Here is a 19,015-nt window from a genome sequence, read left to right as displayed (position 1 = left end):
AGTGTCCCGGATTGCGGCAATAGCTGTCCGGCTGTGCGGGACGTGTCGGGTCAGGATGATCCGTACGGACTCGACGTGTGGGCTCCTGAGAGCCGCTGGGTCCCCGGAAGGGCTCCGGAGAATTCCGGCAGTGCTGACCCGAAGAGCCCCGAAGGGCCCCGAAGAGCTCGATGTGGGGGAGAGTGCCCCGTGCGGGGCGGCGGAAACCGCCCCGCGAGCAGTCGTGCGCAATGACACGCCATCAACTCGGCGGCACATCCTTGCGCAAGCGGAACCAGTAGAAGCCGTGTCCGGCGAGAGTCAGCAGATAGGGCCACTGGCCGATGGCGGGGAAGCGCACCCCACCGATCAGCTCCACCGGATGACGCCCGCTGAACGACCGCAGATCGAGTTCCGTCGGCTGCGCGAACCGCGAGAAGTTGTGCACGCACAGCACGAGATCGTCCTTGTGCTCACGGGTGAAGGCGAGCACGGCGGGGTTCGACGACGGCAGTTCGTTGTACGAGCCGAGTCCGAACGCCGGATTCTGCTTGCGGATCTCGATCATCCGCCGCGTCCAGTGCAGCAACGAGGACGGCGAAGCCATCGCCGCCTCCACATTGGTCACCTGGTAGCCGTAGACCGGATCCATGATGGTGGGGAGGTAGAGCCGCCCCGGATCGCTGGAGGAGAATCCGGCATTCCGGTCGGGCGTCCACTGCATGGGGGTCCGTACGGCATCCCGGTCGCCCAGCCAGATGTTGTCCCCCATCCCGATCTCGTCCCCGTAGTAGAGGATCGGGGATCCGGGCAGCGACAGGAGCAGCGCCGTGAACAGCTCGATCTGATTGCGGTCGTTGTCGAGCAGCGACGCAAGCCTCCGCCGGATGCCGATGTTGGCCCGCATCCGTGGATCCTTGGCGTACTCCGCGTACATGTAGTCGCGTTCTTCGTCCGTGACCATTTCGAGCGTGAGCTCGTCGTGGTTGCGCAGGAAGATGCCCCACTGACAACCCGACGGGATCGCCGGGGTCTTCGCCAGGACTTCGGAGACCGGGTAGCGGCTCTCGCGCCGCACGGCCATGAAGATCCGTGGCATCACCGGGAAGTGGAACGCCATGTGGCACTCGTCGCCGCCGGCCGGGAAGTCGCCGAAGTAGTCGACGACGTCTTCCGGCCACTGATTCGCCTCGGCCAGCAGCACGGTGTCCGGGTAGTGCGCATCGATCTCCTTGCGCACCCGCCTGAGGAACTCGTGGGTCTCCGGGAGGTTCTCGCAGTTGGTGTTCTCCCGCTGGTAGAGGTACGGCACGGCGTCGAGACGGAAGCCGTCGATGCCGAGATCCAGCCAGAAGCGGAGTGCGGAGATGATCTCCTCCTGCACCGCCGGGTTCTCGTAGTTGAGATCGGGCTGGTGGGAGAAGAAACGATGCCAGTAGTACTGCTTGCGCACCGGGTCGAAGGTCCAGTTGGACGTCTCGGTGTCGACGAAGATGATCCGGGCGTCCGGGAACTGCTTGTCGTCGTCGGCCCAGACGTAGTAGTCGCCGTACGGGCCGTCCGGGTCGCTGCGGGACTGCTGGAACCAGTCGTGCTGATCGCTCGTGTGGTTCATGACGAAGTCGATGATCACGCGCATCCCGCGCTGGTGCGCGGCATCGACGAACTCCACGAAGTCGGCGAGATCGCCGAACTCCGGGAGCACCGCGGTGTAGTCGGAGACGTCGTAGCCGCCGTCGCGCAGCGGCGACTTGAAGAACGGCGGCAGCCAGAGGCAGTCGATGCCCAGCCACTGGAGGTAGTCCAGCTTGGCGGTGAGCCCCTTGAGGTCACCGATGCCGTCGCCGTTGGAGTCCTGGAAGGACCGGACGAGGACCTCGTAGAAGACGGCGCGCTTGAACCACTCGGGATCGCGGTCCTTCGCGGGGGTGTCCTCGAACAGGTCGTGGACAGGCTCGTTCACAATCATGGTGTGGGTGACCCTCCGGTCGGCGGGGACGGTCGCAGGACGACGATGTGCGCGGGCGTGACGCCCGGCTCTAGGCGCACATAGAAGGTCCTGCCCCAGTGATAGGTGTCGCCGGTGAGCTCGTCGCGCACCGGCACGGTCTCGTGCCAGTCGAGCCCGAGTTGCGGCATGTCCAACGAGACCGTGGCCTCCTGGGTGTGGTGAGGGTCGAGGTTGACGACCATCAGAACGATGTTCGAACCCGAGCGCTTGCTGTAGACGATCAGCGCATCGTTGTCGGCGGCGTGGAAATGCACGTCGCGCAGCTGCTGCAGGGCGGGGTGACGGCGTCTGATCCGGTTGAGCGAGGTGATGAGCGGAGCCAGGGACCGGCCCTCCCGCTCCGCCGACTCCCAGTCCCTGGGCCGGATTTCGTACTTCTCCGAGTTCAGGTACTCCTCGCTGCCGGCCCGTACCGGGGTGTTCTCGCACAGTTCGTACCCGGCGTACACGCCCCAGGTCGGCGAGAGTGTCGCGGCGAGCACGGCCCTGGCCTCGAAGGCCGGGCGTCCGCCGTCCTGGAGATAGCCCGGCAGGATGTCCGGGGTGTTCACGAAGAAGTTGGGCCGCATGTAGGAGGCCGCTTCACCGGACAGCTCGGTGACGTACTCCGTGAGTTCATGCCGGGTGTTGCGCCAGGTGAAGTACGTGTAGGACTGCTGGAAGCCGACCGTGGCGAGGGTGTGCATCATCGCGGGGCGGGTGAACGCCTCGGCCAGGAAGATCACATCGGGATCGGTGCGATTGATGTCGGCGATCACCTTCTCCCAGAAGATGACCGGCTTGGTGTGCGGATTGTCGACGCGGAAGATCCGTACGCCGTGGTCCATCCAGAACCGGAGGATGCGGACGGTCTCCGCGACCAGACCCCGCAGGTCCTTGTCGAAGGCGATCGGATAGATGTCCTGGTACTTCTTGGGCGGGTTCTCGGCATAGGCGATGGTGCCGTCCGCGCGGTGGTGGAACCACTCGGGGTGCTGCTCGACCCAGGGGTGGTCGGGAGAGCACTGGAGCGCGAAGTCCAGCGCGATCTCCATGCGCAGGGTGCGGGCGGTCTCGACGAAGTGATCGAAGTCGTCGAGCGTGCCGAGGTCGGGGTGGACGGCGTCGTGCCCCCCTTCGGCCGAACCGATCGCCCACGGCACCCCCACGTCGTGGGCGCCCGGGGACAATGAGTTGTTGGGGCCCTTGCGGTGAGTGGTTCCGATGGGGTGGACGGGCGGGAGATAGACGACGTCGAACCCCATGGCGGCGACGGCGGGAAGCCGCTCGGCAGCGGTACGGAACGTGCCGCTGATCGTCCTTCCCGGCTGTTGCTCCTCCGTCCTGGCCGATACCTTTCCCGCCCTGCCCTTCTTCGCCGCCTTGGTCGTCCTCGCCGGCTCGGCCGGTTCGGTCCTGGCGCCCTCGGACCGGGGGAACAGCTCGTACCAGGAACCGAACAGGGCCCGTCGGCGCTCGACGACCAGGGGGAGCGGGCGGGCGGCGGTGACCAGCTCGCGCAGCGGGTGGCGGTCGAGCGCGGCGACGGCCTCGGGAGCAAGCGCCGCGGCGAGCCGGGCGGCGGCCGGACGCGACACGTCGCGCAGCGCATCGGCCGCGGCCAGCACCGCTTCGCGGCCGTCCCGCTTCGGTACGCCCTTGGCGCCCCGCTCGTACAGCTCGGCCCCCTCGGTCAGGACGAGCGCGGTGTCGATCCCAGCGGGGATCTTGATCTGGGCGTACTGGCGCCAGGTGGTCACCGGGTCGCTCCATGCCTCGACCGTGTACGTCCAGCGGCCCTCGGAGTCCGGGGTGACGTCGGCGCCCCAGCGGTCGGTCCCGGGGGCGAGCTCGTACATCGGCGTCCAGGGTCCGGGCCGTCCGCTCGGATCCCGCAGAACCGCGTTGGCTGCGACGGCGTCATGGCCTTCCCGGAACACGGTGGCCGTGACCTGGAAGGTCTCACCGACCACGGCCTTCGCGGGCCTTCTGCCGCAGTCGACGAGGGGCCGGACGTCGAGGACGGGAATGCGACCGATCATGGAATCACCTGGGGACTGGAGCTCGGGCTGCACGGGGCGCGGCGGAGGCGTGAGGGGCTGAGCGAGCACGCCGCGACTGTGAGGGTCCGTCCTTTCTAGCTGCTCCGTTGACGGCTGATGGGGTGTGAGCATGGCCGCTCCTGTCCGCGTTCACTCGAATGGCACTCGAATGGCTGGGGCGCGCGTGTGGCGTACGGGTGAGTACGGTGCACACCGGACGCGTACGGACTGCATACGATCCGCTGCCGGATCGCGGATGATTCGCATTCGGGCGGTATTCGGGCTGTGTACCGCGTAAGCCTTCCCACCGTTCTCGGGGGGCCAATCCGGTGGTTTGTTAACTACTCGGGCGTAGATGTGACGGTCTGAATGCGCCGCGCCGGTGGCCGGTCGGCCGTCCGGCCTCCGTACGCGCCACACGGCAGCCTTCCCTGTGGGGTGACGTGTCACAAGGCCGTACGAGGGGGCGGAATCGGCCATAACCCCCGTGACGGTTGTGCCGGTATCTGCACCGAGGGAGCCGTGGGACGGAAGGGACGCAAGCGGGCACGGAGCCCCGGTCAGGGGCGGACGGGGCGGGTGTTCCACCGGGTGCCGTCCGCTGTGAGCCGGTCGCGCGCCGTGGCTGCACAGTGCCGCACACCGTTACCGTCGAGGGTGACGGAGAGGCGCACACCGTGGTGCGTCCCCTCGGATTCGTACGTCCCCTGTAAAGGTGGAATACGTGAAGGCCATTCGTCGATTCACCGTGCGTCCCGTCCTCCCCGATCCCCTTCAACCGCTCAGTGACCTCGCCCGAAACCTGCGCTGGTCCTGGCACACCGAGACACGTGAGCTCTTCCAGGCGGTCGATCCGCAGGGCAGCCGGGCGGCGGACGCCGACCCGGTACGCCTGCTCGGCGCCGTCTCCGCCGGGCGTCTCGCCGAGCTGGCCCGGGACCAGCAGTTCCTGCACCGGCTCAGCGAGGTGTCCGGCGCCCTCCAGGAGTATCTGGACGGGCCGCGGTGGTACCAGGAGCGGCTGGCGCAGGGCACGGAACTGCCCGCTGCCGTGGCCTACTTCTCGCCGGAGTTCGGCGTGACGGCAGCCCTTCCCCAGTACTCCGGCGGACTGGGCATCCTTGCCGGGGACCATCTGAAGGCGGCCAGCGACCTCGGTGTACCCCTGGTCGGCGTCGGACTGCTCTACCGGCACGGCTACTTCCGCCAGAGCCTGTCGCGCGAGGGCTGGCAGCAGGAGCACTACCCCGTCCTCGACCCGAACGAACTCCCGCTCGCGCTGCTGCGCGAGGCCGACGGAACACCGAGCCACGTGGTGCTGGACCTGCCCGGCGGCCGCTCGCTGCACGCCCGCATCTGGCAGGCCCAGGTCGGCCGCATCCCCCTGCTCCTGCTCGACTCCGACGTCGAGGAGAACGCGCCGGGCGAGCGCGATGTCACCGACCGGCTGTACGGCGGCGGCAGCGAGCACCGTCTGCTGCAGGAGATGCTGCTCGGAATCGGTGGCGTACGGGCCGTGCGGACCTACTGCCGGCTCACCGGGCACGCGGACCCCGAGGTGTTCCACACCAACGAGGGTCACGCGGGCTTCCTCGGGCTGGAGCGCATCCGCGAACTCGCCGACACGGGGCTGGATTTCGACTCCTCGGTGGAGGCGGTGCGGGCCGGCACGGTCTTCACCACCCACACCCCGGTGCCGGCCGGCATCGACCGCTTCGACCGGGAACTCATCGCCCGCCACTTCGGCGACGACGGCGAACTCCCGGGTGTGGCCGTCGAACGGATCCTGCAGCTGGGCATGGAGACCTATCCCGGCGGTGAGCCCACCCTCTTCAACATGGCCGTCATGGGTCTGCGGCTCGCCCAGCGGGCCAACGGTGTCTCCACCCTGCACGGGGCGGTCAGCCGGAAGATGTTCGCGGGACTGTGGCCGGGATTCGACGCTGAGGAGGTGCCGATCACGTCGGTGACCAACGGGGTGCACGCGCCCACCTGGGTCGCGCCCGAGATCTTCGAGCTCCGGGCCCGGTACGGAGGCACGCCGGGCCGATGGGACGCGGCCGACCGGATCCCGGACCGGGAGATCTGGGACCTGCGGCGGTCCCTGCGCGAACAGCTGGTGGGCGAGGTCCGCTCGAGGCTCACCGCATCGTGGCGCAACCGCGGCGCGGAGCCGGCCGAACTCGGCTGGATCGACGGCGTGCTGGACCCGGACGTGCTCACCATCGGCTTCGCCCGCCGGGTGCCTTCGTACAAGCGGCTGACCCTGATGCTGCGCGACCGCGACCGGCTGAGGGAGCTGCTGCTCCACCCGGCACGGCCGATCCAGATCGTCGTCGCAGGCAAGGCGCACCCTGCCGACGACAGCGGAAAGCGGCTGGTCCAGGAGCTGGTGCGGTTCTCCGACGACCCCAGGGTCCGCCATCGCATCGTCTTCCTGCCCGACTACGGGATCTCCATGGCGCAGAAGCTCTACCCGGGCTGCGACGTCTGGCTCAACAACCCGCTGCGGCCGCTGGAGGCGTGCGGCACGAGCGGGATGAAGGCCGCGCTCAACGGCTGTCTCAATCTGTCCGTGCTCGACGGCTGGTGGGACGAGTGGTTCGAGCCGGACTTCGGCTGGGCGATCCCGACCGCCGACGGGTCCGCCATGGGCGAGGACCGGCGCGACGAGCTGGAGGCGAACGCCCTGTACGAGCTGATCGAGGAGCGGGTCGCGCCGCGCTTCTACGACCGGGGTGCCGAAGGGCTGCCCGAGCGCTGGGTTGAGATGGTCCGCCGCACGGTGGGCACCCTCGGTCCCAAGGTCCTCGCGGGACGCATGGTGCGTGAGTACGTGGAGCGGCTGTACGCACCCGCCGCGCTCGCCCACCGCTCCCTGGACGTTGCGACGGCGCGGGAGCTCGCGGACTGGAAGGCCCGGATCCGTGCCGCGTGGCCGCGGGTCGCCGTCGACCACGTGGAGGCCGTGGCGCCGAGCAGCGCGGGCGGCCCGGCCGAGCTGGGGTCCACCCTGGGCCTGCGGGTCCGGATCGCCCTCGGAGCGCTGGAGCCGGACGATGTGGAGGTGCAGGCGGTGGCCGGGCGGGTCGACTCCGCCGATGCACTCTCGGACACCCAGGTCTTCCCGCTGAAGCCGACCGGCGGCCAGGACCTGGAGGGCCGCTGGCTGTACGAGGGTCCGCTCGCCCTCGACCGTACGGGGCCGTACGGCTACACCGTGCGGGTCCTTCCCGCCCACCCGCTGCTGGCGACCAGTGCCGAACTCGGCCTGGTGGCACTGCCGACGGAATCGACCGGAGACGGTGCAGGCGTGCTGATGCGCTGACGACGCCTGTCCCCGGGGCCCGGCACCTGCGAGGTGCCGGGCCCCTTCGCTTTCTGAACACAATGTCTTGACGTGTTCATGAGATGCATTTAGGTTCCTCACTCATTGCAGAGTTCACAACTCGACCTGTCGTTCACGTCCATGAACTGGACCGGCTCCGGGGAGAGTTGCCGGACCACCTCCGCACCGGAAGGCACCCCACATGCGTACCGGATCCATCGGGCGCGGCCTCGGCCGCGGCCTCGCCACGGCACTGGCCGCCCTGCTCACCGCGGCCCTCGTCCCCCCGGCATCGGCCGGCAGAGCCGCGCCCGCCGCGAATCCCCGGGCGATGCAGGCCGCCGCGGCCGAGGCCCCCGCCGCCTTCACCCACCCCGGCGTCCTCGTCAGCCGCCCCCAACTCGACTTCGTACGCACCAAGGTGCAGGCCGGCGCCCAGCCCTGGAAGAGCGCGTACGACCAGATGATGGCCAGCAAGTACGCCTCGCTCACCCGCACCGCCAAGCCGCGCGCCGTCGTGGAATGCGGCTCGTACTCCAACCCCAACTACGGCTGCACCGACGAACGCGAGGACGCGATAGCCGCGTACACCCTCGCGCTGGCCTGGTACATCACCCAGGACAGCCGCTACGCCCAGAAGTCGATCGCCATCATGGACGCCTGGTCGGCCGTGATCCAGGACCACACCAACAGCAACGCCCCGCTTCAGACCGGCTGGGCCGGCTCCTCCTGGCCCCGGGCCGCCGAGATCATCAAGTACACGTACAGCAGCTGGCCGAACTCCGGCCGCTTCGCCACCATGCTGCGCAACGTCTACCTCCCCAAGGTCGTCAACGGCTCCAACAGCAACGGGAACTGGGAACTGAGCATGACCGAGGCCGCGATCGGGATCGCGGTCTTCCTCGAGGACCGCACCGCCTACGACAAGGCCGTCACCAAGTTCCGCGGACGCGTCCCCGCATACGTCTACATCACCGCCGACGGCGCCCTGCCGAAGGCCGCACCGGGAAGTGGCCTCGACACCCGCGACGAGATCATCAACTACTGGCAGGGCCAGTCGACCTTCATGGACGGCCTCTCCCAGGAGACCTGCCGCGATCTCACCCACACCGGCTACGGCATCTCCGCCATCTCCCACATCGCCGAGACCAGCCGGATCCAGGGGCAGGACCTCTACCCGGAGATCGCCGAACGCCTGCGCCACGCACTGGGTCTGCACGCGAAGTACCAGCTGGGCGCGGCAGTCCCGGCCGACCTGTGCGGTGGCACGCTCAAGGACAGCCTCGGTCCGGTCACCGAAGTCGGCTTCAACGCCCTGCACAACCGGATGGGCATCGCCATGACCAACACCCAGACCCTCACCGAACAGCAGAGGCCCGCCGGGACCAACAACCTGTTCGTCGCCTGGGAGACCCTGACCCACGCGAACAACCCCAACTGACCCGCATCCAGCGGCAAGCCGCATCGCGGAACGGCGGAACCGCCCGAGAGGAAGGAGAGTCCCTCCCGGGCGGTTCCGGTCATCGACTGCCGCGAACGTGCTGCCTGGCTCAGAAGGTCAGCTTGAAGCTGTTGATGGTGCCGGTGTCCTGCGAGGCGACGTCCTGGACCTTCAGCTTCCAGGTGCCGTTGGCGACCTCGGACGACGCGTTGACCGTGTAGGTCGTCTGGACGTTGTCCGCCGAGTCGGACGACGAGGAGTTCTTCAGCCGGTAGGCCGTTCCGTCCGGAGCGACGAGGTCGATGACGAGGTCACCGCGCCAGGTGTGGGTGATGTCCACCCCGACCTGAAGGGTGCTGGGCGCGTTGCCGGTGATCCCGGTGACGCTGACCGAGCTGGTGACGGCCGCGCCGTTGTCCGGAATGGCGACGTGGGTGGTGTTCTGGAAGACCGTGCCGCCGGTGCCGCCGCCGGGGCGCGAGCCGACGTTGACGCCGGCCCAGGCATCGGCCACCGACTTGTACTCGGCGCTGCTCGTGCCGTACAGCTCACCGGCCACGGCGAGGGTCCCGGTACGGGCCGCCGCGTAGTTCGTCGTGGAACCGAACTTGGTGGTGAGCGCCTTGTACCAGATCAGCGCGGCCTTGTCGCGGCCGATGCCGGTGACCGGCAGACCGTCGGAGGTCGGCGAGTTGTACGAGACGCCGTTGACGGTCTTGGCACCGCTGCCCTCGGAGAGCAGGTAGAAGAAGTGGTTCGCGGGACCCGAGGAGTAGTGGACGTCCACGTTGCCGATACCGGAGTACCAGGAGTCCTTCGACCCGCCGTCCTTGCTCGGCTTGTCCATGTAGCGCAGCGGGGTGCCGTCGCCGTTGATGTCGATCTTCTCGCCGACCAGGTAGTCGCCCACGTCGGTGGCGTTGTTGGAGTAGAACTCGACCGCGGCGGCCATGATGTCGCTGGTCGCCTCGTTGAGACCGCCGGACTCGCCGCTGTACACCAGGCCGGCGGTGGCGGAGGTGACACCGTGCGTCATCTCGTGCGCGGCCACGTCCAGGGAGGTCAGCGGTGCGGCGTTGCCGCTGCCGTCGCCGTAGGTCATGCAGAAGCAGCTGTCGTCCCAGAAGGCGTTGACGTAGCTGTTGCCGTAGTGGACGCGGGAGTACGCGCCGATGCCGTCGCCGCGGATACCGGTGCGGCCCTGCACGTTCTTGTAGTAGTCCCAGGTCTCGGCCGCGCCGTAGTGCGCGTCCGCCGCCGCAGTCTCGACGTTCGTCGGGTTTCCGTTGCCCCAGACGTCGTCGGAGCCGGAGAAGAGCGTCCCGGTGCCGGACGTGCCGTGGTTCAGGTTGTACGTCTTGTGGTTGCCGCGTGTCGTGTCGGTCAGCGTGTACGACGGGGCGGTGCCGAGCGTGACCTGGCCGCTGTACTGGGTGTTGCCCGTGCCGGTCTCGATGGCCTGCCACTCGTAGAGCTTCGCGCCGGTGGACGCGTCGGTGACGACGTGCAGTTCGTTGGGGGTGCCGTCGTCCTGGAGTCCGCCGACGACGGTCTCGTACGCCAGCTGCGGCTTGCCCTGGGCCATCCAGACCACCTTGCGGGGTGCCCGGTCGGCCACGGCCTTCTCGGAGCCGGCGTCCTTGGCGGCGCCGAGCGCCTGCGCCTCGGCCTTGGCCGGGGCGACGTCGGCGGCGGTGCCGACGGTCTTCAGCTGGGCCGAGGTGACCTTGGAGGCCTTGGTGACGCTCTCGGTCGCACCGGCCTTGGACTCCTGGACGATCAGGTCGCCGCCGAGGACGGGAAGTCCGCTGAAGGTGCGCTCGTAACGGGTGTGCGTGGTGCCGTCGTTGTCCTGGATGACATCCCGGACGACGAGCTTCTCCTGGGAGCCGAGACCGAGCTCCTTTGCCGTGGCCGCCTTGCTCGCGTTGGCCTCGCGTATCAGCTCGGCGCGCTCGGACGGGGAGAGCTGCTTGGCCAGCGCACCGTGATTGACCTTGGTGGCGGCCGGGGCGGCGGTGGCCGTGTCGGGCGAGGCGGTTGCCGTGCCGGTCTGGACACCTACGGCGAGGAGGGCTGCTGCGGCAATCAGGGCGCCTGTCGCGGTGGTGCGACGGCTGGGTGTGGATCTCACGCGGACTCCTTCTGCGAGGGGGGTACCGGGCGGCTGGGTGAGCCGGCCCGGGCAGAGCAAGCAGTGAGCAGAACGGGGGAAGAGTGTCAGCAGATGGACGCTCCTGTCAGGACCGCGTCAACAACTTGGCCGGAATTCGTCCGTTGGTAGAGAGTTCATGTTCGTTAAGCGGACGTTTCGCCGAGTATCACCGCAGCGTCGTCCGGGGGGCTGCGCACGCTGCATTCGGCGCGCTGACGGACTTCGAGTCCGCACCCGTCGTGTTCGAACAGCGAGTTGAGCACGGAGCGAAGGACGAGGGACGGAACGGCCGCGGGCCATGGCTGGTTCCGGGCCCTCCACTCCTCGATGCGCAGGCCCGCCGGAGAGCCGCCCTGTTCACGAGGAGGCCGAAGAAGAACGGTCGCCGTGCCAGGAACGCCAGAGCGCGGCGTAGGCGCCGCCGGCGGCCACCAGGTCGTCGTGAGTGCCGAGTTCGGTGATCCGGCCGTCCTCCATGACGGCCACCCGGTCCGCGTCATGAGCGGTCTGCAGGCGGTGCGCGATCGCGATCACGGTTCTGCCCTCGAGGACGGCGGCCAGCGCTCGCTCCGTGTGCCGTGCGGTCCGCGGGTCCAGGAGAGCGGTGGCCTCGTCGAGTATCAGCGTGTGGGGGTCGGCCAGTACGACACGTGCCAGCGCGAGTTGCTGGGCCTGCGCGCCGTCCGGGCGGTGTCCGCCATGGCCCAGATCGGTGTCCAGGCCGTCCGGGAGCTCGCCCGCCCACTCGGCGCCGACGGCGGCGAGTGCCGCACGCAGTTCGGCATCGGTGGCCGACGGGGCCGCCATCCGCAGGTTGTCCCGGACCGTGCCGAGGAACACATGGTGCTCCTGGGTGACGAGCACGACCTGCCGGCGCAACTGGTCGGGTGCCAGGCCGGCCACCGGTACCCGGCCCACCGTCACCGAGCCGGTGCGCGGAACGTCCACGCCGGCCAGCAGCCTGCCCAACGTGGTCTTGCCGGCGCCGGACGGGCCGACGATCGCCAGGTGTTCGCCGGGCCGGACCGTCAGATCGACTCCGTGCAGGACGTCGCCGCCGACGCCGTGCGCGCCTTCGTAGGCGTAGCGCACACCCGTCACTTCGATCCGGTCGTCCGCCGGGGTCCGGGAGCCGGACGGCGGTATGTGCGGTACCACCCCGATCCCCTCGACCCTGGCGAAGGACGCACTGCTGCTCTGCAGCTGTTCGACCCGCTGCAGGATGGTGTCCAGCGGCTGGGAGAGCTGCCGCAGATACAGGGCCGAGGCGACCACCGCACCCAGACTCATGACGCCGTGGTCGTGCAGCACACCACCGATCAGCAGGACACCGGCCACGGGAACGACATAGGAGATGTCCACGGCGGGGAAGAGCACACTGCGCAGGAAGAGCGTGCGGGTCCGGGTGCGCCGGCACTCCTCGATCGCCCGCTGACATGCATCGATACGGCTCTGCTGCAGCCCGAGCGCCTCGACGGTGCGGGCGCCGGCGGCGGTGGCGGCCAGCTGTTCCGCCAATGCCGAGTTGGCCGCACCCTCGGCCAGGTAGGCGCAGAGTGCCCGGCGCAGATACCAGCGGACGGCGAACCAGATGCCGAGCAGCCCGAGCACGCCGCAGGCGCCCAGCAAGGGGTTGAGCACGAAGACCGCTCCGAGGACGAACAGCGCCTGGACGCCGGCGATCAGCACATCGGGCCCGACGTCGCGGAGCGTGGTGCCGACCGCCGCGACGTCCGCGGTGCCGCGGGTCGTCAGGTCACCCGTACCGGCGCGCTCGACCACCGACGCGGGCAAGGCCAGTGCGCGGTCGGTGAACTGCTCGCGGACGCGCGCCAAAGTGCGTTCGCCGAAGCGGTGTCCGACCAGGCCGGCGTAGCGGGCCAGCAGGAGCTGCGCCAGGGCGAAGACCAGGATGGTGAGTGCCAGCCGGTCCACGGTGCCGACTGCGCCGCCCGACCTGACCTCGTCGATGACGCGGCCGAGCAGCCACGGGGCGACGAGTCCGGCGCCGGCGGCCAGCGCGTTGAGCGCGAGCAGAGCGGCGAAGGCCCGGCCGTCCTGCCGGATCAGCCCGAGTGCCGCGCGACGGATCCGGAACGGTTCGGCGACCGGCAGTGCCCCGGACGGCGGCCGGGCAGGGGAAGAAGGGGCGGTCATGGGGTGGCCTTCCGGGGTGCCGGGGCGGCTTCGGCTCCGTCGCCCACGTGGGCGACGTCGTCATCGTCCGCACCGCGGGACACCAGCAGACGGTAACCGGGGTGCCCGCCCAGCAGGTCGCGATGGGTGCCGACGGCCGCGACGGAACCGTCGACCAGGTAGTAGACGGTGTCGGCCTGGTCCAGGACGAGAGGGGAGGTGCTGGTGACGACTGTGGTGCGGCCGGACCGTGCGGTGCGCAGCCGGGTCGCCATGGCCGCCTCGGTGTGCGCGTCGACGGCCGAGGTCGGCTCGACCGCCAGGAGAATCTCGGGATCGGCCAGCAGGGCCCGGACGAGGCGGACACGCTGCCGCTGACCGCCGGAGAGATTGCGGCCCTGCGCGTCGACGGCGGAGCCGAGCCCGTCCGGCAGCCCGCGGACGACGTCCTGGGCCATGGCCGCATCGACGGCGCGGCGGAGCGACTCCTCGTCCCGGTCCCGGCTGCCGGCGAGGACGTCGCGCAGCGTGCCCGCGAACAGGTCTGCCTCGTTGTCGGCGACGAGGATCCGTGCGCGGACCTGGGCCAGGTCGATCTCGTCGAGGCGGGCCGTGCCCCAGGTCGCCGCCGATGCGACGAAGCGGCCGAGCCGGTCGATCACCGTCGCGGACTCCGACGGCCGGGCGCTGACCAGAGCGGTCAGGGTGGCGGGGAACACCTCGACGCCGGATGCCGGATCGCGGAGGACGGAGGGCGAATCGGGTCCGTCCAGAGGCGCCGAGGTCGCCGTCCGGCCCACCGGGTCGGGCTCCAGGGACAGGAAGCGGATGACTCTGCGCGCGGCGACCAGGCCGCGGCCGATGTCGTAGCCGCCCTCGATGAAGAAGGAGACGGGGGCGACGAGAACGGCCGTGTACCCGTACACCGCGACCAGTTCGCCGACGGTGATGTCGCCCTGCGCGGCCATCCGGGCCGCCAGCCACGTCACGGTGCCCAGGAACAGGGTGGGCAGACCGACGCCGAGAGCCTGGATCCAGCTGGTCACCGCCCCCACCCGGTACCCCTCCGCCTGCAGCTCCTGGGAGCCCCGCCGGTAGCGATCGGCGTACACGTCCTTGCCGCCGATGCCGTTGAGGACCCGCAGACCGCCGGCGATGTCGGCGAAACGGGCGGCGAGGCCGGACTGCCGGTCGCGGTACGCCGTCTCGGCTCCCTGAAGCCGCGCCAGCAGCGGGCCGACCAGCACCGCGAGCAGGGGCACGCCCAGCAGTACGACCGCGGCGAGCAGCGGCGCCACGTTCAACAGCAGTGCCGCCACGACGACATAGGCGAGGACGGCACCGACGCCCGGACCGGTGACGGTGAGCGTATTGGCGATCATCGCGACGTCACCGAACCCGATGGTGACGACCTCTCCGGCCGTGGCCCGGCGCGGCAGCGCCGCACCCAGTCGGGTCGCCTGGGCGACCACGGCCCGCACCGTGCGGAAGGCGGCGTCGAGCCGCACCCTGGTCATCGTGCGGTGCCGCATGATGGCCAGCCAGGCGTTGAGCAATCCGACAGCCACCAGCGCCGCGACCCAGCCGGCCAGTGCGGAGCGGTCCCCGGACTGCAGCCCGTCGTCGATGGCGCGCGACAGCAGGTACGGCGGCAGGGTCAGGCAGACCATCCAGGAGCTGCCCAGCAGCGCCCCGGCGGCAACGCGCCGCCCCTGCCGGGTGACCAGCCACCACAGATACCGCCCGGGCCCGCGACGGTCCGGGCTCTCCCGGTCCGCGGACCGGCCGACAGGGTGATCCGCGCGCCGGTCTGTCATGTACTGCACCCTAACGGCTGTCCCGTCATCCCTGGCGGGCGCACAGCGACAGCTGCGGCACCTCGCCGCGTTGCCGGAACGCCTGAATACGCCCGGTACGAGGACGCTCCGCCGCCTTGCGATGCACCACATCCGACGCCGCGCACCGATCCACCAGGGATGACGGGACAGCCGTTGGTGACCCCCGGCGCGGGAGGTCGACGGGGGGCCGTCGCCGACGGTCCGGCAGTCGTCTCAGGCCAGGCTCTCCCGCCAGGCGCGATGGAGTCCGGCGAACCGGCCCGTGCCACCGATGAGGTCGGACGGGGAGCCGTCCTCCACGATCCGGCCGTGCTCCATCACCAGGACCCGGTCCGCGATCTCCACGGTCGACAGCCGGTGCGCGATCACGACCGCGGTACGGCCGTGCAGCACCGTGTCCATGGCCCGCTGCACCGCCCGTTCGCCCGGGATGTCCAGGGAGCTCGTCGCCTCGTCGAGAATCAGCACCGCCGGGTCGGCGAGCAGGGCGCGGGCGAAGGCGACCAACTGGCGCTGGCCGGCCGAGATGCGCCCGCCCCTCTTGCGCACGTCCGTGTCGTACCCGTCCGGCAGGCCGCTGATGAAGTCGTGCGCGCCGATCGCCTTCGCGGCCTGCTCGATCTCTGCGCGGGTGGCGTCCGGGCGGCCGATGGCGATGTTCTCGGCGACCGTCCCCGAGAACAGGAACGCCTCCTGGGTCACCATCACCACGCCGCGCCGCAGTTCGGGCGTGGCCAGATCCCGCAGATCGGTTCCGTCCAGCAGCACCCGGCCGTCGGTCGGGTCGTAGAACCGGGCCAGCAGCTTGGCGAGCGTCGACTTCCCGGCGCCCGTCGATCCGACCACGGCCACCGTCTGCCCGGCCCGGATCGTCAGATCGAAGCGGGGCAGCACCTCGCCGCCCGTCCGGTAGGCGAAGCGGACCCCGTCGAAGACCACGTCCCGGCCGGGGTGCTCACCCGCGCGGGCCGGCAGCTCCCGCGGGTTCGACGTCTCCGGGACGGTGGGGGTCTGGGCCAGCAGCCCCGCGATCTTCTGCAGCGAAGCCCCGGCCGACTGGTACGAGTTGAGGAACATGCCGAGCCGGTCGATCGGGTCGTACAGCCGTCGCAGGTAGAGCACGGACGCGGCCAGCACGCCGAGAGCGAGCGTGCCGGAGGCGACCCGGTACGCACCCCACAGCACGATCCCGGCGACCGCCGTGTTGGCGACCAGCCGGGAGCCGACGACGTAGCGCGCCATCTCCAGCAGCGCGTCACCGTTCGTCCGGCAGTGCCGCTGGTTGAGCCTCTCGAACCCCGCGTCGTTGACGGGCTCGCGGCGGAAGGCCTGGACGGGACGGATGCCGTTCATCGTCTCGGCGAACTTCACGATGACCGCGGCGATCGCCGTCGACCGCTGGGCGAAGATCTCGCCGGCCCGCCGCTGGTAGCGCCGCACCAGCAGATACAGCGGCACGAACGAGAGCACGGCGACCGCACCGAGACCGAAGTCCAGCCACAGGAGCATCAGCGAGATGGACACGAAGGAGAGCACCACGCCGATCAGTTCCTGCAGCCCCTCGCTGAGCAGCTCCCGCAGCGACTCCACATCCGTGGTGGAGCGCGAGATCAGCCGGCCCGAGGTGTAGCGCTCGTGGAAGTCCACACTCAGCGCCTGCGCATGGCGGAAGATCCGCCCGCGGAGATCGAGCAGCACCTCCTGGTTGATCTTGGCGGAGGCCTGGATGAACGCCCACTGCATGCTTCCCGCGCCTGCCGAGCACAGGGCGTATCCGATGCCCACGGCGATCAGCGGTCCGTAGTCCTCGTCCCGGAACGCGGGCACACCGCTGTCGATCGCGTACGCCACGAGCAGCGGACCTGCCTGGACCGCGACCTGCTGGATCAGCAGGAACAGCGCGGCCACCACGACCCGGCCCCTGAGCGGGCCGAGCAGGGACACCAGCAGGGCGCGCGTCGCGCCCCGCGGCGTGGGCAGGTCGTCCCGGTCGAAGGGATCCCCGGCCCCGTCGGTGGGGACGGGGGAGGCGGGATCCGGGGCGGTCCCGGTCCGCCGGCGCGGCCCGCCGCGCTGTTCCGTTCCCTGCGGGGCGCGGGCCAGGGTCTTTGTGCCCGTGACCGAATTGGACGGTGACGGGCCGGTTCTCGGGCTGTTCCCGTCGTCGCCGTCCGTTCCCGTGGGACACCCTGTCGTCGCGTTGGTCATCGGGCACTGCCCTCCTCGGCAGGGACATCCATGGCACGTGCGCCGTCGCCGGACGCGTATGCGGCAAGCGTGTCCTCGGCGGCCTCGTAGTCGGTGGGTTCAGGGGGCAGCGCGCTCTCGGCGCCGGACATCAGCCAGGCGTACTCGGCGTTGCTCCGCAGCAGTTCCTGGTGCGTGCCGACCGCGCTGATCCTGCCCTCCGACAGCAGCGCGACCCGGTCCGCGAGCATCACCGTGGACGGCCGGTGCGCGACCACGACGGCCGTGGTCGACTCCAGCACACGCCGCAGGGCGGCCTCCACCAGCGTCTCCGTGTGCACATCCAGTGCCGAGAGCGGGTCGTCGAGCACCAGGAAGCGCGGCTGCCCGACGACGGCGCGGGCCAGCGCGAGGCGCTGCCGCTGACCGCCGGAGAGGCTGAGTCCCTGTTCGCCGACCTGCGTGTCGACTCCCTGCGGCAGGTCGTGCACGAAGTCGGCCTGCGCGATCGACAGCGCCCGCCGCAGGTCGTCCTCCCCGGCGCCCTCGGCGCCCATGAGGACGTTCTCCCCGACAGTCGCGGAGAAGAGCGTCGGCTCCTCGAACGCCACGGACACCAGCTTGCGCAGCTGCTCGCGCGGCATGGCGGTGATGTCGACACCGTCCAGCGTGATCCGCCCGGCGGTGGCGTCGTGCAGCCGCGGCACGAGCGCGGTGAGCGTCGTCTTCCCGGATCCCGTGGCCCCGACCAGGGCCATTGTCTCCCCGGGCCGGATCCGCAGATCGATCCGGGTGAGTACGGGTACGGATCCGGCCTCCGCGTCGGGGTAGCGGAACTCGACTCCTTCGAAGACCATTCCGTCGGTCCCGGACGGTGCTCCGGACGACTCGGCGGACGCGTCGCCGGCCGTGTCGTGTTCCTCCGCCACGTCCATCACTTCGAAGAACCGCTCGGTCGCGGTCGCCGACTCCTGGCTCATCGCCAGCAGGAAGCCGATCGACTCGACCGGCCACCGCAGCGCCAGCGCGGTCGACAGGAACGCGACCAGCGTGCCCGCCGACAGCCCCCCGTCCGCGACCTGGATGGTGCCGAGCACGAGTGCCGCCCCGATGGCCAGCTCGGGGATCGTGGTGATGAAGGCCCAGATGCCCGCCAGCAACCGCGCCTTGTCGAGTTCCGTGCCGCGCAGCCGCTGCGACAGGCCGTGGAAGGCGAGCGCCTGGCTGCGGTGCCGGCCGAAACCCTTGATGATGCGGATGCCGAGCACGCTCTCCTCGACGACCGTGGTCAGGTCGCCGACCTGGTCCTGGGCCTTGCGCGCCACCAGCGCGTACTTCGTCTCGAAGACCGAGCAGAGGATCACCAGCGGTACGACCGGCGCCAGCAGCACCAGGCCCAGCGTCCATTGCTGGACCAGCAGAATGACGAAACCGGCCAGAATCGTGGTGGCGTTGACCAGCAGGAACGTCAGCGGAAAGGCCAGGAACATGCGCAGCAGCATCAGATCCGTGGTTCCGCGCGACAGCAGCTGACCCGACGCCCAGCGGTCGTGGAAGGCCACCGGCAGCCGTTGCAGATGCCGGTAGAGGTCGGCCCGCATCGATGCCTCGACACCCGCCAGCGGGCGCGCCACCATCCATCGCCGCAGTCCGAACAGGAGCGCCTCGGCGATGCCCAGCAGGAGCAGGTAGAGCGCGCCGAGCCAGACTCCGCCCGGATCGTGGTGTGCGACCGGGCCGTCCACGATCCACTTCAGTACGAGGGGGATCACCAGGCCGAGGCAGGAGGCGACGATCGCCACGGCAGCCGCGCCGAACAGACGGATCCGGACAGGCTTCACATAAGGCCACAACCGCAGCAGGGAGTGCGCGGCGGACCGGTCCTTGGGCTCTACATGGTTCTCGGGCATCAGGGGCGA

The 19,015-nt window shown here is 70.0% G+C and carries 9 protein-coding genes; 2 read left to right on the top strand and 7 right to left on the bottom strand.

Annotated features, from left to right (window positions below; genetic code table 11):
* Window positions 1-241 precede the first annotated feature (241 nt).
* Window positions 242-1,948, bottom strand: coding sequence for a maltose alpha-D-glucosyltransferase (gene treS, locus OG878_RS13325; RefSeq protein ID WP_328886996.1), 1,707 nt, complete (start codon window positions 1,946-1,948; stop codon window positions 242-244).
* Entirely contained in the window at window positions 1,945-4,011 is a 2,067-nt protein-coding gene (locus tag OG878_RS13320; protein ID WP_328886995.1) for an alpha-1,4-glucan--maltose-1-phosphate maltosyltransferase, read from the bottom strand. Before OG878_RS13320 ends, treS begins: the two co-directional genes overlap by 4 nt.
* A gap of 724 nt (window positions 4,012-4,735) precedes the next feature.
* Here OG878_RS13320 and glgP point away from each other — a divergent pair.
* Window positions 4,736-7,339 (top strand): alpha-glucan family phosphorylase, encoded by a 2,604-nt coding sequence (gene glgP, locus OG878_RS13315; RefSeq protein WP_328886994.1) that lies wholly within the window; start codon window positions 4,736-4,738, stop codon window positions 7,337-7,339.
* 202 nt (window positions 7,340-7,541) lie between these two features.
* A complete protein-coding gene (locus OG878_RS13310) occupies window positions 7,542-8,780 on the top strand; it encodes an alginate lyase family protein (protein WP_328886993.1) in 1,239 nt (412 codons plus the stop codon).
* 109 nt (window positions 8,781-8,889) lie between these two features.
* On the opposite strand, the gene OG878_RS13305 is transcribed toward OG878_RS13310, so the two are convergent.
* The 5 genes from OG878_RS13305 to OG878_RS13285 all read right to left on the bottom strand — a co-directional run bounded on the left by OG878_RS13305 (window position 8,890) and on the right by OG878_RS13285 (window position 19,006).
* The gene (locus OG878_RS13305; RefSeq protein ID WP_328886992.1) at window positions 8,890-10,914 is read right to left on the bottom strand and encodes a M4 family metallopeptidase; all 2,025 of its coding nucleotides are present in this window, start codon (window positions 10,912-10,914) and stop codon (window positions 8,890-8,892) included.
* A gap of 378 nt (window positions 10,915-11,292) precedes the next feature.
* Window positions 11,293-13,092 (bottom strand): ABC transporter ATP-binding protein, encoded by a 1,800-nt coding sequence (locus OG878_RS13300; RefSeq protein ID WP_328886991.1) that lies wholly within the window; start codon window positions 13,090-13,092, stop codon window positions 11,293-11,295.
* Complete coding sequence (locus tag OG878_RS13295; RefSeq protein WP_328886990.1) at window positions 13,089-14,888, bottom strand: ABC transporter ATP-binding protein; 1,800 nt, start codon at window positions 14,886-14,888, stop codon at window positions 13,089-13,091. The genes OG878_RS13300 and OG878_RS13295 overlap by 4 nt, the downstream gene beginning before the upstream one ends.
* 234 nt (window positions 14,889-15,122) lie before the next feature.
* Entirely contained in the window at window positions 15,123-17,117 is a 1,995-nt protein-coding gene (locus OG878_RS13290) for an ABC transporter ATP-binding protein (protein ID WP_328886989.1), read from the bottom strand.
* Window positions 17,114-19,006 carry an ABC transporter ATP-binding protein gene (locus OG878_RS13285; protein WP_328886988.1) on the bottom strand — a complete coding sequence of 631 codons (1,893 nt, stop codon included), beginning with the start codon at window positions 19,004-19,006 and terminating at the stop codon, window positions 17,114-17,116. Before OG878_RS13285 ends, OG878_RS13290 begins: the two co-directional genes overlap by 4 nt.
* Between the last annotated feature and the right edge of the window lie 9 nt (window positions 19,007-19,015).

Source organism: Streptomyces sp. NBC_00316 (assembly GCF_036158715.1).
GTDB lineage: Bacteria > Actinomycetota > Actinomycetes > Streptomycetales > Streptomycetaceae > Streptomyces.
This window is presented reverse-complemented; position numbering and strand designations above follow the sequence as displayed.

Bases quoted from the DNA above. Each gene is read 5' to 3' on its own strand.
- OG878_RS13320 (WP_328886995.1), bottom strand. From the start codon at position 4,011: ATGATCGGTCGCATTCCCGTCCTCGACGTCCGGCCCCTCGTCGACTGC.
- OG878_RS13290 (WP_328886989.1), bottom strand. From the start codon at position 17,117: ATGACCAACGCGACGACAGGGTGTCCCACGGGAACGGACGGCGACGAC.
- treS (WP_328886996.1), bottom strand. From the start codon at position 1,948: ATGATTGTGAACGAGCCTGTCCACGACCTGTTCGAGGACACCCCCGCG.
- OG878_RS13310 (WP_328886993.1), top strand. From the start codon at position 7,542: ATGCGTACCGGATCCATCGGGCGCGGCCTCGGCCGCGGCCTCGCCACG.
- OG878_RS13295 (WP_328886990.1), bottom strand. From the start codon at position 14,888: ATGACAGACCGGCGCGCGGATCACCCTGTCGGCCGGTCCGCGGACCGG.
- OG878_RS13285 (WP_328886988.1), bottom strand. From the start codon at position 19,006: ATGCCCGAGAACCATGTAGAGCCCAAGGACCGGTCCGCCGCGCACTCC.
- OG878_RS13300 (WP_328886991.1), bottom strand. From the start codon at position 13,092: ATGACCGCCCCTTCTTCCCCTGCCCGGCCGCCGTCCGGGGCACTGCCG.